Here is a 14,737-nt window from a genome sequence, read left to right as displayed (position 1 = left end):
ACGTTGTCGCAGTCATGGAACCGAGGGAGTTGTGGGAGCGCCATGCCGTACTCGCACAGGCGTTTTGCAGCAGCGATGACGAGGTCCGCCGTACGCAGGGACTCCTCGACGAGGCCGAGGCCCGCCGCTCGCGGACCCTGGCCGCCTTCGCCGTGACCGTGGGCAGCGACGCGGTGGTGGCGGAGCTGCTCGGCCTGGACGAGCGCGAAGTACGCCTGGCCCGCCGCACGGTGGGCAAGGAGGACGCCCGCGCGGTCGCCAAGAGCCTGCTCGCCCAGACCACGCGAGAGCAGCCCCCCGCCCAGCAGACCGCCACGCCTCCCGCCACGCCTCTCGCGACACCCCCCACGACGCCTTCCCCGACGCCCCCCGCGCCTCAGCCCGCGGGCCCGGCAACGGTGCCGCCCGCTGCCGCCCCCAACGCTCCCCATGCTCCCCACGCCCCCCAGCCGCACGAGCCGGCCTGGGCGCCGGCCCTGGACGCGGTCCTGATGAGCAGCTGGCACAGCGGAGTTGACCTCACCGCCCTTGCCACCGAACTCGGGCTCGATGTCCGGCTCCTTGTGGCCCGCGCACAACAGCTCGCCGCCGAGAGCCGTCCGGTGCAGTCGCCGCCAGCGGACCGCATGGGCCGACACCGCCGGCTGGCCCATCTCCCGCCCGCCCAGCAGCACGAGAGCACTTCCCCGACCTGGCGCGAGCGACCACCGCAACCCCCACGCGAGCCCTACGAGCAGGAGCCCTGGAAGCAACAGCCGTACCAGAACTACCGGGACCAGCAGGAGTACCAGGACTACCAGGAGTACCGGGTGTACGAGGAGCATCCACAGCAGCACCCGCAACACCTACAGCAGCAGCCGCCACCCATGCAGCAGCACCAGCAACAGCTACACCAGGACCAACAACACGCACCGCATCAGCACCTGAGCCAGCAACACGCACCGCATCAGCAGTATCAACAGGCCTCCCAGGCCACCTGGGACGCCAATGCCATCACCGCCGCCCAGCACGACTGGGACGGCATCCTCAGCCAGTGGGAAGCCACCACCTCCCCCACGCCGCCGCTCTCCGCCCCTGGCCAGGGAGGTGTGTGACGGGGTCGGTATTCCCGGTGCCCGGCGTGCGGCGTCCGGACGTCGATTAGAGTGGGTGCCGGGCCGTGACTGGCGCTTGGGTGGAGTACCACCGGGGAGCGGCTCGGCCACTCCTGGCCGGTGCCGCGCGCCTGGGCGATCCGACACGACGCTCAGGAGCACCGATGACCCCGACCGCCCGGCTCATGGACGGCAGCGCACTGGCCCGCCGGATCGTCGAACAGGCCGCGGAACGCGCGGCGGACCTCACCCGGCAGACCGGTACGTCCCCGTGTCTGGCCACCGTATTGGTGGGCGACGACCCCGCCTCGGTGACGTACGTCCGCATGAAGCGCGCCCGTTGCGAGAAGGCCGGGATCCGCTCCCGGCACGTCGCGCTCCCCGCCGCCACCACGACCGCCGAACTGGTCGACACGATCACCGCACTGTCCAACGACCCCGACGTCCACGGGATCCTGCTCCAGCACCCGGCCGGACCGCATATCGACGAGCGCGCCGCCTTCGAGGCCATCGCCCCCGAGAAGGACGTCGACGGCGTCACCTGCCACTCCTTCGCCGCGATGAGCTTCGGCCTGGACGGCTTCACCTCCTGCACGCCCGGCGGCATCCTCCGCCTCCTGGATCACTACGACGTCGACCTGGCCGGCAAGCGTGCCGTCGTGGTCGGGCGCAGTGCGATCCTCGGCAAGCCCGTCGGGATGCTGCTGCTCGCCCGCAACGCCACGGTCACCTATTGCCACTCCCGCACCACCGACCTCGCGTCGATCACCCAGGACGCCGACGTGCTGGTCGCCGCTGTGGGGCGGCCGCGGTTCCTGCGCGGCGAACACCTCAAGCCCGGTGCCGTCGTGATCGACGCCGGCTCCAACCCCGGCAACGTCGGTGACGTGGACTTCGACTCGGCGCGCACCCGCGCCTCCCTGATCACCCCGGTCCCCGGCGGCGTCGGCCCGATGACCATCGCCACCCTGCTCACCCAGACCGTCGAGGCGGCTGCCGTCCAGATGACGGCGGGTTGACGGGCCGCTGCGCTTGGTCTCTGGCCCACGTTTTTGGCTTTCCCGCCGTTCCGCTGCGCTTTGCCTCGGCCCGTTTCTGGCTTTCCCGCCGTTGCTCCCCCACGCCCTTTAGGCAGTGGGGGAGCAACGGCGAGCGCACCGCGCCAGCGGGCGACAAACGGCGAGCAACCCCCACGGCGGGAAAGCCAAAAACGTGGGAGGAGTTCAGGCGGCGAACGCCTGAGTGGCCAATTCACGGCGCAGGCGCATGAAAGGACGCGGGCGGTTCAGCGCGAGTATCGCGCTCGTGTGCCCGTCGCGTTCGTAACAGGCGAGGAAGCTGCGGTCGTCGGGGGATCCTTCGAGGATCCGCGGGGTGTCGGTGGGGAGCCGGCGGCCGGCGAACTGGAGGCGTACGCCGTACTGGTCGGACCAGAAGTACGGCAGGCCGTGGTGGGTGGCGACGGTGCTGCCGGCCAGCAGGTTCCGCGCGGCGACGGCGGCCTGTTCGGTGGCGCTGGTCCAGTGCTCGGCGCGGACGCCGTTCACCCGGGCGACGTCGCCGACGGCCACGACGGCGGGCAGCGGGGTGACACAGCCCGCGTCGCACAGCACCCCGTCGTCGAGCGGCAGCGGGGAGTCCGCGAGCCAGTCGGTGTTGGGGCGTACCCCGATGCCGGTGACGACCACCTCGGCGGGGAGCACTCGGCCGTCGCTCAGCTCGACCCCGGTGACGCGGTTTCCGGCGCCGCCGCTGTGCAGCCGGGCGACACCGGTTTCGGTGAGCAGGGTGACGCCGTGGTCCGCGTGGAGGGCGGAGCAGATCTCGGCCATGGCGTGGCCGAGTTGGGGGACGAGGGGGAGCGGGGCGGCCTCGACCACGGTGACGTCATGGCCGAGGGCGGCGCAGGACGAGGCGACCTCGGCGCCGATGAAGCCGCCGCCGATCACCACGACCCGGACCGGCGGCGAGGACAGATCCGCACGGAGCGCCTGGGCGTCGTCGAGGGTGCGCAGGGTGTGGGCCCCGGCGGGCATCGGGCCGGGCAGCCGGCGCGGGGTGGCGCCGGTGGCGAGGACCACGCCGTCGGTGGTCAGGGAGCGGCCGCCGTCGAGCAGTACCGTGCGCCCGCCGGTGTCCAGCCCGGTGGCCCGGGTGCCCAGCAGCCATTCGGCGTCCAGTTCGGCGATCTCCTCGGCGTCGGCCAGGGCGAGTTGGCCCTGGTCGGTGGTGGCGCCGGTGAGGAAGCCCTTGGACAGCGGGGGCCTGTCGTAGGGGCGGTGGCACTCGTCCCCGACGATCACCAGGCGGCCCTCGAACCCTTGGGAACGCAGGGCCCGCGCGGCGTACAGACCGGCCAGCGAGGCCCCGATGACAGCGACCGACTTCATGCGGCGGTGCCCTCCTCGGCGGCGTGGTGGACGTAGATCATGCCGTCCTGGACGGTCACGGGATGGGTGCGCACGGCCCGGCGGGCGGGCAGGCAGGTCGCCGCTCCGGTGCGCAGGTCGAACGCGGCGGCGTGCAGCGGGCATTCGACGAGGCACCCTTCCAGCCAGCCGTCGGACAGCGAGGCGTCCTGGTGGGTGCAGGTGTCGTCGATGGCGTAGAGCCGGCCGTCGGTGTGGAAGACGGCGATCGGCGGTGCGGTGTCGATGCGTACGGACTCGCCGGTCGGCAGGTCGGCGAGAGGGCAGACAGGAATCACAGGACCCCCTGGTGCATTCGGAATCATCGAGTTTCGCGGTGCGCACGATGAAGCGCTATGCGCAACAGAATCCCGATGGTGGGCGGATGCGTCAAGCGCATCCGGGAATCGCCGAACGATGGCCGGAGCAACGGAGTTCGGCCTTCCCGGCTGTGCGCTGGGGCGCGGTAAGTCCTTTGCCAAGAGCCCGGGGTGTACCCCTTGACGCTGCCGATCCGGCGTTCCCACTATGTCTCTCATCGCGCAACCAGTCGTGCACTGCGCAACACTGAGGGGTAGGGGCATGCCACACGAAGTCCATGCCGTCGTCGCGGCGAAACACGGCGCACCCGTCGAGCTGCGGACGATCCTGGTGCCGGATCCCGGTCCCGGAGAAGTGCTCGTCGCCGTACAGGCCTGCGGGGTCTGCCACACCGATCTGCACTACCGGGACGGTGCGATCAACGACGAGTTCCCCTTCCTGCTGGGCCATGAGGCGGCCGGTGTCATCGAGGCGGTCGGCCCCGGCGTGACCGCCCTCGCCCCGGGTGACTACGTCGTCCTCGCCTGGCGGGCGCCCTGTGGCACCTGCCGGTCCTGCCGCCGCGGACGGCCCTGGTACTGCTTCGACTCCGCCAACGCCACCCAGCGCATGACGCTGCCGGAAGGCACTCCGCTCACCCCCGCGCTCGGCATCGGGGCGTTCGCCGAGAAGACCCTGGTCGCCGCCGGACAGGCGGTCAAGGTCGACCCCCACGCCCGCCCTGAAGCCGCCGGTCTCATCGGCTGCGGAGTGATGGCCGGGTACGGTGCGGCCGTGCACACCGGAGCGGTGGGCAGCGGGGACACCGTCGCCGTCATCGGCTGCGGCGGGGTGGGCAACGCGGCGATCGCCGGGGCGTCGATCGCCGGGGCGCGCCGGGTCATCGCGGTCGACATCGACGACCGGAAGCTGGACGGCGCCACCCGTTTCGGGGCCACCCACACCGTCAATTCCCGTGGCACGGACCCCGTCGAGGCGGTGCGCGGCCTGACCGGCGGCCATGGCGCGGATGTGGTGATCGACGCGGTCGGCCGCCCCGAGACCTACCGGCAGGGGTTCTCCATGCGCGACCTCGCCGGGACCCTGGTCCAGGTCGGCGTTCCCGACCCGGACATGCGTATCGAGCTGCCGCTGATCGAGCTCTTCTCGCGCGGCGGCGCCCTGAAGTCCTCCTGGTACGGCGACTGCCTGCCCAGTCGCGACTTCCCCGTGCTCATCGACCGCTACCTCAGCGGACGCCTCGACCTCGACGGATTCGTCACCGAGACGATCGCCCTGGACGAGGTGGAGTCCGCCTTCGACAAGATGCGCGACGGCCGGGTACTGCGCTCCGTCGTGGTCATCTGACGGCGTACCGCCCACCGCCGACCACCCCGACCAGCAGGAGGAGGGTCATGTCCCGCACGCCCGCACACCGTTCCCGTGTGGTTGTCATCGGTGCCGGCATCGTCGGCTGCTCGCTCGCCGATGAGCTGACCGCCCGCGGCTGGACCGAGGTCACCGTCCTCGAACAGGGCCCGCTGCCGGCCCCCGGCGGCTCCACCTCGCACGCCCCCGGCCTGGTCTTCCGGACCGGCCCGTCCAAGACCATGACCGAGTTCGCCGCCTACACCGTCGAGAAGTTCGGCGCCCTGGAGGTGGACGGGCTGCCCTGCTTCCATCCGGTCGGCGGCCTGGAGATCGCCACCACCGAGGCCCGCTGGGCCGATCTGCACCGCAAGGCCGGACTCGCCGCCTCCTGGGGCGTACACGGTGAACTGCTCTCCCCGCAGCAGTGCAAGCAGCTGTGGCCGATGCTCGACGAGACCGTGCTGTACGGCGGCTTCCACACCCCCGGCGACGGACTGGCCCGCGCGGTGCTCGCCTGCCGCGCCCAGATCGCCCGCGCCGAGAGCCTCGGCGCCCGCTTCCTGGAGCGGCACACCGTCACCGGCATCGAGCGCGAGGACGGCCGCGTCACCGGCGTGGTCACCGACCGCGGCACCTTCCCCGCCGACCACGTCGTCTCGGCCGCCGGCTTCTGGGGCCCGGTGATCGGCGCGATGGCCGGGGTGGACGTACCGCTGCTGCCGCTGGCCCACCAGTACGCCACCACCGAGCCGCTGCCCGAGCTCGCCGGCGTCAACGATCCCCGTAGTGAGGCGAGCAAGCCGATCCTGCGCTTCCAGGACCGTGACCTCTACTTCCGCGAGCACACCGACCGGCTCGGCATCGGCTCCTACGCCCACCGCCCGATGCCCGTCGACCCCTTCACCGTCCCGGCCTTCGACAAAGCGCCCCTGATGCCGTCCTCGCTGCCCTTCACCGGGGACGACTTCGCCCCGAGCTGGCAGGACAGCGTCGGACTGCTGCCCGCGCTCGGGGCCTCGCGGGTGGCCGAGGGCTTCAACGGGGTCTTCTCCTTCACCCCCGACGGCATGCCGGTCCTCGGGGAATCCCGTGAACTGCGCGGATTCTGGCTCGCGGAGGCGGTCTGGGTCACCCACTCGGCGGGCGTCGCCAAGGCCGTCGCCGAGTGGATGACGGACGGCCGGCCGGGAACCGACATTCATGAGTGCGACCTCTACCGCTTCGAGGACGCCCAGCGCTCGCCCGCCTACGTCGCCGACCGCGGCGCCCAGAGCTTCACCGAGGTCTACGACGTCATCCACCCGCTGCAGCCGATGGAGCAGCCGCGGCCGCTGCGCACCAGCCCCTTCTATCCACGGCAGCAGGAGCTCGGCGCGTACTTCCTGGAGGCCGGCGGCTGGGAGCGCCCGCACTGGTACGAGGCCAACGCCCCGCTCGCCCAGGGACTCGACCTCCCCGAGCGCGACGCCTGGTCGGCCCGCTACTGGTCGCCGATCGCCGCCGCCGAGGCGAAGGCGACCCGCGAGAAGGTCGCTCTGTACGACATGACCCCGCTGCGCCGCCTGGAGGTCACCGGCCCCGGCGCCCTCGCCTTCCTCCAGCGCATGACCAGCAACAACCTTGCGAAGAAGCCGGGCGCGGTCACCTACACCCTGCTCCTGGACGAGACCGGCGGCATCCGCTCCGACCTCACCGTCGCCCGGTTGGCCCCCGACCGCTTCCAGGTCGGCGCCAACAGCGCAGCGGACCTCGACTGGCTGCTGCGGCACGCCCCGGAGGGGAGCCCCTCCCGCTCGGGCGAAGCCGGGAGCGGGGGAGTACAGGTCCGCGACATCACCCCCGGCACCTGCTGCATCGGCGTCTGGGGCCCGCTCGCCCGCGACCTGGTCCAGCCGCTCACCCGCGACGACTTCTCCCACGAGGCCTTCGGCTACTTCAGGGCCAAGCAGACCCACCTCGGCCATGTCCCGGTCACCGCGATGCGTCTCAGCTATGTCGGCGAGCTCGGCTGGGAGCTGTACACCACCGCCGACCTGGGGCTGCGCCTGTGGGACACGCTCTGGGAGGCCGGCCGGGAGCACGGGGTGATCGCCGCCGGGCGCAGCGCCTTCAACAGCCTCCGGCTGGAGAAGGGTTACCGCTCCTGGGGCCATGACATGACCACCGAGCACGACCCGTACGAGGCCGGTGTCGGTTTCGCCGTCCGCCCCGGCAAGGGCGACTTCGTCGGGCGGGACGCACTGGAGGGCCGGAGCGAGGAGACCGCGGCGCGCAAGCTCACGTGCCTCACCCTCGACGACCCCGACGCCCTCGTCCTCGGCAAGGAACCGGTCTTTGCCCCCACTCTCGACTCCGCTCGGGAGGGAGGTGCCCCCACCGACCTCCCGGTCGGCTATGTCACCTCCGCCGCCTACGGCTACACCCTCGGCCGCGGGATCGCCTACGCCTGGCTGCCGGCCGCCGCGTCGGTCCCCGGCACCCCCGTCCACATCGAATACTTCGGCGAGAAGATCTCCGCGACCGTCGCCCGGGAACCCCTCTTCGACCCGCAGATGGAACGTATCCGCAGGTAGCCGCCCTCCGTTGGTCCACCGGTGATCCGCTCGTCCCCCGTACGCAGAAGGAGCAACCGCATGGCTCCCACCTACGACGTCATCGTCCTCGGCCTCGGCGGCATGGGCAGCGCCGCCGCCCACCACCTCGCCGCCCGCGGTGCCCGGGTCCTGGGCCTGGAGAAGTTCGGCCCGGTGCACCACCGCGGCTCCAGCCACGGTGGTTCCCGTATCACCCGGCAGTCCTACTTCGAGGACCCCGCCTACGTACCGCTGCTGCTGCGCTCCTACGAGCTGTACGAGAAGCTGGAGCGGGACACCGGCCGCGAGATCGCCACCCTCTGCGGCGGGGTGATGATCGGCCGCCCGGACAGTCGCACCGTCGCCGGCAGTCTGGAATCCGCCCGCCGGTGGGACCTTCCGCACGAGATGCTCGGCCCCGAGGAGATCCGCCGCCGCTTCCCGACCCTCACCCCCGCCGACGACGAGGTCGCGCTGTACGAGGCACGGGCGGGCCTGGTCCGGCCGGAGTTCACGGTCGCCGCGCAGCTCCAGCTGGCCGGCCGGGACGGTGCCGAGCTGCACTTCGAGGAACCGGTCACCCGCTGGGAGGAGCTGCCCGGCGGTGCGGGGGTCCGCGTCCACACCCCCGAAGACACCTACACCGCGGGCCAGTTGGTGATCTGCCCGGGAGCCTGGGCACCCCAGCTGCTCACCGACCTGGGCGTGCCGTTCACCATCGAACGGCAGGTCATGTACTGGTTCGCCCCCGACGGCGGCACCGCGCCCTTCGTCCCCGAGCGGCACCCGATCTACATCTGGGAGGACGACAGGGGCGTGCAGGTCTACGGCTTCCCGTCGATCGACGGCCCGGACGGCGGCGCCAAGGTCGCCTTCTTCCGCAAGGGCACCGTCTGCACCCCGGAGACCATCGAACGCACCGTGCACGACCACGAGGTGCGCGCCATGGCCGACCAGATGCGCCCCCGCATCCCAGCCCTCCCCGGCCGCTTCCTCAAGGCCGCCACCTGCATGTACTCCAACACCCCCGACGAGCACTTCGTGATCACCCGGCACCCCGCCCACCCGGAGACCGTGACTGTCGCCTGCGGGTTCTCCGGACACGGCTTCAAGTTCGTCCCCGTGGTCGGCGAGATCGTCGCCGACCTCGCGCTGACCGGGGCCACCGCGCACCCCATCGAGCTGTTCGACCCCCGCAGGCCCGCCGCCGCGGCCGCTTGAGGAGACCGTCATGACGACCACCCACACCGAGTCCGCCCCGGCCGCGGCCACTGTGCCCGCGGCCTCCCCGAGCCTGATCGCCACCCTCGCCGGCCACTACTACACCGACCCCGGCATCTTCCGGCAGGAGCAGGAGAAGATCTTCGAGCGGCTGTGGTTCTGCGCGGTCCGCAGCGCCGACCTGGGAAAGCCGGGCGCCTTCCGTACGGTCCGGATCGGCCGGGAGAGCGTGCTGATCACCCGTAACCGCGCCGGAGAGCTGCGCGCCTTCCTCAACATCTGCCGGCACCGCGGCGCGCAGCTGTGCACCGAGGAGTCCGGCGAGGTCCGCCGCAACCTCCAATGCCCCTACCACGCCTGGACCTACGACCTCGACGGCCGTCTGGTGGCCGCCCCCAACCTGCAGCGGATGCCGGACATCGACCGCGGCGCACGCTCTCTGGTCACCGTCCCGCTCCGCGAATGGCTCGGCTACGCCTGGGTGTGCCTCGCCGACGAGCCGCCGTCCTTCGAGGACACCGTGATCGGCGCGGCCGTCGAGCGGCTGGGCGACGCCGCCTGCCTCGACCGCTACCGCACCGAAGGGCTCGCCCTCGGCAAGCGCCTCACCTATGACGTGCGCGCCAACTGGAAGCTCATCATCGAGAACTTCATGGAGTGCTATCACTGCGGCACCATCCACCCCGAACTCACCGAAGTCCTCCCGGAGTTCGCCGACGGATTCGCCGCCCAGTACTACGTCGGCCACGGCGCGGCCTTCTCCGAGGAGGCCACCGGATTCACCGTGGACGGCACCGAGGGCTTCGGCCGGCTCCCCGGTATCGAGGACACCCAGGACCGCCGCTACTACGCGATCACCGTCCGGCCGCAGGTGTTCGTCAACCTCGTCCCCGACCATGTCATCGTCCACCGGATGTTCCCGATGGCCCCCGACCGCACCCTCGTCGAGTGCGACTGGCTGTATCTGCCCGAGGTCGTCGACTCCGGTGCCGATCTCTCCAAGTCCGTCGAGCTCTTCCACCGGGTCAACTCCCAGGACTTCGAGGCCTGCGAGCGCACCCAGCCCGCGATGAGCTCGCGCGCCTACCGCACCGGAGGGGTGCTGGTGCCCAGCGAGCACCACATCGGGGCCTTCCACCGCTGGGTCACCGACTGTCTGGGGGAGACGGGGGCGGGCACGGCCCGGCGTGGAGCAGCGGCGGAAGATCGTGATCCCGCTTGACCTTGACACGGTGACAACGTCTTCACTGTGGTCCGAGGAGGTGGTCCCGACGGCCATGACGAAACAGGAACTGCAAAAGTTGGTTCTCCAGGGGCTGGAGAACAGAAACTCGTCGGTGCGGCTGCGGGCGGCGCTGGCGGTCGGCACGGCCCCTGCCCCGCGGTTCGTCGATGAGCTCATCGGACGTTGCGCGATCGAACCGGAATTTCACGTGCGGGAAATGCTCACCTGGGCGCTCACCCGCCACTCCTCGTCGATGACGGTCCCCAAGCTCGTCGATGAACTGCACTCGGAGCGTGCGCAGGCACGGAGCCAGGCGTTGCACACGCTGTCCAAGATCGGGGACCGGCAAGCGTGGCCGGCGCTCACGCGGGCGCTTTTGACCGACGCCGACGACGAGGTGGCGCGGAGCGCCTGGCGGGCAGCGGTCGTACTCGTACCCGAAGGGGAGGAACCCGAGTTGACCCCTGTCCTGGCGACACAACTCGGGCGCGGCGAGCGTGAGATGCAGTTGAGCCTCAGCCGCGCGCTGATCGCGCTCGGTGAGGTGATCATGCCGACCCTGCGCGCCGCGATGACGGATCCCGACCCTCGCGTATGCCGGCACGCCATCGCCACCGAACGGCTGTTGCGCAACCCGGACGCCGGGTTCGAGTTCGCGATCGAGGAGGCGAAGCGCATCATGGCCCTCGGCACGACCGGCCAGGAGGGGTGAGACGCGGTGTTGATCGGCGATGTGGCACGACGGTCCGGGGTCAGTGCCCGCATGCTCAGGCATTACGACTCGCTCGGCCTGGTGCGGCCGACAGGCCGTAGTGAGGCCGGCTATCGCGAGTACTCCGGCGCGGACATCCGGCGGATCTTCCATATCGAGAGCCTGCGGTCATTGGGACTCTCGCTGCGTGAGGTCGGGCGGGCGCTGGACGATCCCGGTTTCGAGCCCGCAGAGCTCGTCGACGACCTCATCCGCCAGACGCGAGAACGCATTGCGGCTGAAACGGCGCTGCTCACGCGACTCCGTCGGATCGGTGCCGCGGAACCGGCAGGCTGGGAGGATGTCATCCAGATCGTCGCCCTCCTTCAGGCCCTGGGGGCACAGAGCGCCGGGACGCGCCAGCGCGCGGCCCTGTCCTCGGCCGACGAGGTCCCGGTGCCGGCGGAAGCTCTGGTCGAGGCGGTGTTGAGCGAGACGGACCCGAACGTCGCCGGAGCCCTTCGATGGGCTCTTGCGCGATCGGGCGAGAGCGGACCGGCGCTGCTGGCGGAGGGCCTTGGCTCACCGGCAGCCGAGGTGCGCAAACGTGCCGTCCAGTCCCTCGCCGAGATTCCGGACGAGGAGGCGACCGCACTGCTGCGGGACGCTCTCACGCACTCCGACACGGTGGTCCGCAGATGCGCAGCTCTGGCGCTCGGGGCACGTGGAGCGGCCGACGCGGTCCCGTCGCTGATCGACATGGTCGTCGAGGAGACGCACGACGCCGATGCAGCTGACGCACTGAGCACGCTGGCGACCGATCCGGCGTTGGCGGACCGGATCGCCACCGGACTCATTGACCGCCTCGCCCCCGGCACCGTTGACTCGTCGGCACGTCGACGGCTGGCACAGGCGCTCGCGGAAGTCCCGGGGAGCACGGCTTCACGTGCCCTCGCAGATCTGTCACATGACGACGACCGTGCCGTTGCGCTCACCGCCACCTACATTCTCAAGCTGCGCGCAGCGCGGTAGCGGCCTTCCAGGGTGCTGTGAGCCGGAATGGAGGGTGCCGGGCCCGGGTGGAGAACGGGCGCCGTCGGCTCGGCCGTATGGTCCGACCACACGCGCTGTGTGACATAGTTTTGGCAAGGGAGCACGGGGCCGAGCCGGGGAGTGGTGGATGTCTGCCGAATGGCGACCTGTACGGCAGTCGCGCACACATGAGCTGGTCCTCGAACGCATCGAGGAGCGGGTGCTCGCGGGCGAGCTGAAGGCCGGGGACCGGTTGCCGCCCGAGCGTGAGCTGGCACCGGTACTCGGAGTCAGCCGGTCCGCGCTGCGCGAGGCGCTGCGGGTGCTGGAGACGATCGGGGTGCTGGTCGCGCAGGCGGGCCGCGGGCCGGACGCGGGAGCCCGGATCGTACGGAACCCGGACGACGCGCTGGGCCGGCTGTTGCGCCTGCACTTCGCCCTGGGGAGCTACAGCCTGCAGGACGTGCTGGAGGCCCGGGTGGTGCTGGAGCGTTCCAGCTTCGAGGCGGCCGCGGAGCACGCTCCGGCACAGGACCTCGACGAGGCCGAAGCGCTCGTGGCGCGTATGAAGGAGCCCGGGGTGGGGGCCGACGCCTTCAACGACCTGGACACCCGGTTCCATGTCGCCATCGCCCGCAGCTCCGGCAATCAGCTCACCTCCACCCTCACCTCGGCCGTACGGGAGTCGGTGCGTCCGCTGATCCTGCGGGCGCTGGAGACGGCGGAGGACTGGCCGGCCACGGCGGGTGCGCTGAACGCCGAGCACACCGAGCTGCTGCGCCTGGTGCGTGCGGGCAAGGGCGCGAAGGCCGCCGATCTGGTCGAGGCGCATATCCGCGGCTTCCACGGGACGCTGGTTGACGAGAAGCCCCAGGCCGATGGGGCGGGCGAGGCGGACCGGACGGGTGGGGGAGGCGACACGGACCGGGCGGGTGGCGCGCCCGAGACATCCGAGGCGGCCCGGGAAGGCTGAGTCGGCGGGGCTGAGTCCCCAAGGCCAGCGGACCGCACCCGCGCCCGACGGGAGACAGAGGGGGACAGGGTGGACCTGCCCCGCCCCCCCCGCCACGCCCCCTACGGCACCATCCACGACAGCACCGGCAGCGACTGCAGAGCGACCAGGACGCACAGGACCGCCAGCATCGCGACGCTGTAGCCGACGACCTTGCGCAGCAGGATCCGCTCGGTGCCCGGTCGTCCCACCGCGGTCGCCGCGATGGTCAGGTTCTGCGGGCTGATGAGTTTGCCGACGACACCGCCGGTGGTGTTGGCGGCCACCAGCAGGGTCGGGTCGATGCCCACGGCCCTTCCCGCGGTCTGCTGGAGCGTGGCGAACAACGCGTTCGACGAGGTGTCGGAGCCGGTGACGGCGGTGCCGAGCCAGCCGAGGACCGGGGAGAGCACGGCGAAGAAGCCGCCGGTGGCGGCGAGCCAGGTGCCGATCGCGAGGGTCTGGCCCGACTGGTTCATCACGTAGCTCAGGGCCAGGACGGTGGCGACCGTGGCGATGGCGGTCCGCATGTTCCGCACGGTGCGCCCGGCGCAGACCAGGCCCGTGCGCGCGGTCATCGGGAAGCGGTCGGAGTCCTTCGCGCGGCTGTAGACCAGCATCACGAGGAGGCCGGAGAGCAGGAGCAGGGTGCCGGGATTGGCCAGGACCTCCAGCTTGTAGACCGCGCTGCCCGCGGGGGAACCGTCGGCGCCCAGGAGATTCCCGTACAGGCCGGGCCAGTTGAGCTGGAGGGTGGCGGCGCCGAGCAGCCGGGGCATGTCGAGTCCGCCGATGCGGAGCTTGGCGAGGGCGAAGACCGCGATCACCAGGAGGTACGGCAGGACGGCCAGCCGGACGCGGCGGCCGGTCAGCGGTTCGGCCTCGACCCGGGAACGCTGGTCGTCCGGCGTCGTGGGGGACCAGAAGCGCAGCATGACCACGGCGGCGCCGAAACCGGCGAGCGCGGCGACGACATCGGTGAGCTCGTAGGCGAAGTGGGCCGAGCACCAGAACTGGGCGAGGGCGAAAACCGATCCGGTGACCAGGGCGATGGGCCACAACTGCCGCAGGCCGCGCCGCCCGTCGACGAGGAAGAGCAGCAGCAACGGGACGAAGAGGGCGAGCAGCGGGCTCTGGCGGCCGATCACGCCGGCGAGGTCCCCGGCCGGTATGCCGGTGAGGGTGCCCGCGGTGGTGATGGGGATGGCCATGGCGCCGAAGGCCACGGGCGCGGTGTTGGCGACCAGGACGGTCACGGCCGAGGTGAGCCGCGGCAGCCCGAGCGCCATCAGCATGGCGGCGGTGATCGCGACGGGGGCGCCGAATCCGGCGAGGGCTTCGAGGAGTCCGCCGAAGCAGAACGCGATGAGCATGGCCTGGATGCGCAGATCGCCGCGGCCGACGGAGTTGAAGGAGCGGCGCAGGTCCTCGAAGCGGTTGCTGACCACGGTGAGTTCGTAGAACCAGAGGGCCGCGACCACGATGAGCATCACCGGGAAGAGGCCGAAGGCCAGACCCTGGGTGGCGGACAGGACGCCGAGCCGCAGGGGCATCCCGTAGCCGAGGACCGCGACCAGCAGCGCGGCCAGCAGGGCGCCGAGGGCGGAGTGCAGCGCGGTGCGACGGGCCGCCATCAGTAGCACGAAGAAGGTCGCCAGGGGGACCAGGCCCAGCAGCGCGGTGGCGGTGAGGCTGTCCCCGACGGAGGCCACGTCGGGGGTGTAGGCCGCCAGGACGGCGGGCGGTGTGGTGGCCACGGAGTGCTCCTCATCGAGTCATCGAGTTCTGCGCGCCGTCCGGCCGGTCGGAACGTCCCGTTCCCGGCGGGAGC

The 14,737-nt window shown here is 71.4% G+C and carries 12 protein-coding genes and 1 riboswitch; of the genes, 9 read left to right on the top strand and 3 right to left on the bottom strand.

Annotation, left to right across the window (positions count from 1 at the left end):
* Nucleotides 1–14: 14 nt before the first annotated feature.
* Nucleotides 15–1,094: a hypothetical protein gene (locus D9V36_RS04955; protein ID WP_129292684.1), complete on the top strand. Its 1,080-nt coding sequence runs from the start codon at nt 15–17 to the stop codon at nt 1,092–1,094.
* Nucleotides 1,095–1,149: 55 nt separating this feature from the next.
* Nucleotides 1,150–1,238: riboswitch (ZMP/ZTP riboswitch) on the top strand.
* Nucleotides 1,239–1,258: 20 nt separating this feature from the next.
* Nucleotides 1,259–2,113, top strand: a complete 855-nt coding sequence (locus D9V36_RS04950) for a bifunctional 5,10-methylenetetrahydrofolate dehydrogenase/5,10-methenyltetrahydrofolate cyclohydrolase (protein WP_129292683.1) — start codon at nt 1,259–1,261, stop codon at nt 2,111–2,113.
* Between the two features lie 204 nt (nt 2,114–2,317).
* On the opposite strand, the gene D9V36_RS04945 is transcribed toward D9V36_RS04950, so the two are convergent.
* Both D9V36_RS04945 and D9V36_RS04940 read right to left on the bottom strand, forming a co-directional pair.
* Nucleotides 2,318–3,484 carry an NAD(P)/FAD-dependent oxidoreductase gene (locus D9V36_RS04945; RefSeq protein WP_129292682.1) on the bottom strand — a complete coding sequence of 389 codons (1,167 nt, stop codon included), beginning with the start codon at nt 3,482–3,484 and terminating at the stop codon, nt 2,318–2,320.
* Nucleotides 3,481–3,801: a bifunctional 3-phenylpropionate/cinnamic acid dioxygenase ferredoxin subunit gene (locus D9V36_RS04940; RefSeq protein WP_129292681.1), complete on the bottom strand. Its 321-nt coding sequence runs from the start codon at nt 3,799–3,801 to the stop codon at nt 3,481–3,483. The genes D9V36_RS04945 and D9V36_RS04940 overlap by 4 nt, the downstream gene beginning before the upstream one ends.
* Before the next feature lie 283 nt (nt 3,802–4,084).
* Here D9V36_RS04940 and D9V36_RS04935 point away from each other — a divergent pair, with 283 nt between their 5' ends.
* The 7 genes from D9V36_RS04935 to D9V36_RS04905 all read left to right on the top strand — a co-directional run bounded on the left by D9V36_RS04935 (nt 4,085) and on the right by D9V36_RS04905 (nt 12,888).
* On the top strand, nt 4,085–5,170 hold the full coding sequence (locus D9V36_RS04935; protein ID WP_129292680.1) for an S-(hydroxymethyl)mycothiol dehydrogenase: 1,086 nt from the start codon (nt 4,085–4,087) through the stop codon (nt 5,168–5,170).
* Between the two features lie 47 nt (nt 5,171–5,217).
* The gene (locus D9V36_RS04930) at nt 5,218–7,746 is read left to right on the top strand and encodes a GcvT family protein (protein ID WP_129292679.1); all 2,529 of its coding nucleotides are present in this window, start codon (nt 5,218–5,220) and stop codon (nt 7,744–7,746) included.
* Nucleotides 7,747–7,806: 60 nt separating this feature from the next.
* A complete protein-coding gene (gene solA / locus D9V36_RS04925; RefSeq protein WP_129292678.1) occupies nt 7,807–8,967 on the top strand; it encodes an N-methyl-L-tryptophan oxidase in 1,161 nt (386 codons plus the stop codon).
* Between the two features lie 10 nt (nt 8,968–8,977).
* Complete coding sequence (locus D9V36_RS04920) at nt 8,978–10,189, top strand: aromatic ring-hydroxylating oxygenase subunit alpha (protein ID WP_129292677.1); 1,212 nt, start codon at nt 8,978–8,980, stop codon at nt 10,187–10,189.
* A gap of 55 nt (nt 10,190–10,244) precedes the next feature.
* A complete protein-coding gene (locus tag D9V36_RS04915; RefSeq protein ID WP_129292676.1) occupies nt 10,245–10,904 on the top strand; it encodes a HEAT repeat domain-containing protein in 660 nt (219 codons plus the stop codon).
* 6 nt (nt 10,905–10,910) lie between these two features.
* Nucleotides 10,911–11,915 carry a HEAT repeat domain-containing protein gene (locus tag D9V36_RS04910; RefSeq protein ID WP_129292675.1) on the top strand — a complete coding sequence of 335 codons (1,005 nt, stop codon included), beginning with the start codon at nt 10,911–10,913 and terminating at the stop codon, nt 11,913–11,915.
* A gap of 148 nt (nt 11,916–12,063) precedes the next feature.
* Nucleotides 12,064–12,888 carry a FadR/GntR family transcriptional regulator gene (locus D9V36_RS04905; RefSeq protein WP_129292674.1) on the top strand — a complete coding sequence of 275 codons (825 nt, stop codon included), beginning with the start codon at nt 12,064–12,066 and terminating at the stop codon, nt 12,886–12,888.
* A 101-nt stretch (nt 12,889–12,989) separates the two neighbouring features.
* On the opposite strand, the gene D9V36_RS04900 is transcribed toward D9V36_RS04905, so the two are convergent.
* Nucleotides 12,990–14,663, bottom strand: coding sequence for an L-lactate permease (locus D9V36_RS04900; RefSeq protein ID WP_129292673.1), 1,674 nt, complete (start codon nt 14,661–14,663; stop codon nt 12,990–12,992).
* Nucleotides 14,664–14,737 lie beyond the last annotated feature (74 nt).

It is taken from the genome of Streptomyces lydicus (assembly GCF_004125265.1).
Classification (GTDB): domain Bacteria; phylum Actinomycetota; class Actinomycetes; order Streptomycetales; family Streptomycetaceae; genus Streptomyces; species Streptomyces lydicus_C.
Note: the sequence above shows the minus strand (reverse complement) of the source record. Positions and strands in the feature narration are given on the sequence as shown.

Coding starts and splice junctions, on each gene's coding strand:
- D9V36_RS04955 (WP_129292684.1), top strand. CDS start 15: ATGGAACCGAGGGAGTTGTGGGAGCGCCATGCCGTACTCGCACAGGCG.
- D9V36_RS04945 (WP_129292682.1), bottom strand. CDS start 3,484: ATGAAGTCGGTCGCTGTCATCGGGGCCTCGCTGGCCGGTCTGTACGCC.
- D9V36_RS04950 (WP_129292683.1), top strand. CDS start 1,259: ATGACCCCGACCGCCCGGCTCATGGACGGCAGCGCACTGGCCCGCCGG.
- D9V36_RS04920 (WP_129292677.1), top strand. CDS start 8,978: ATGACGACCACCCACACCGAGTCCGCCCCGGCCGCGGCCACTGTGCCC.
- solA (WP_129292678.1), top strand. CDS start 7,807: ATGGCTCCCACCTACGACGTCATCGTCCTCGGCCTCGGCGGCATGGGC.
- D9V36_RS04905 (WP_129292674.1), top strand. CDS start 12,064: ATGTCTGCCGAATGGCGACCTGTACGGCAGTCGCGCACACATGAGCTG.
- D9V36_RS04915 (WP_129292676.1), top strand. CDS start 10,245: ATGACGAAACAGGAACTGCAAAAGTTGGTTCTCCAGGGGCTGGAGAAC.
- D9V36_RS04935 (WP_129292680.1), top strand. CDS start 4,085: ATGCCACACGAAGTCCATGCCGTCGTCGCGGCGAAACACGGCGCACCC.
- D9V36_RS04930 (WP_129292679.1), top strand. CDS start 5,218: ATGTCCCGCACGCCCGCACACCGTTCCCGTGTGGTTGTCATCGGTGCC.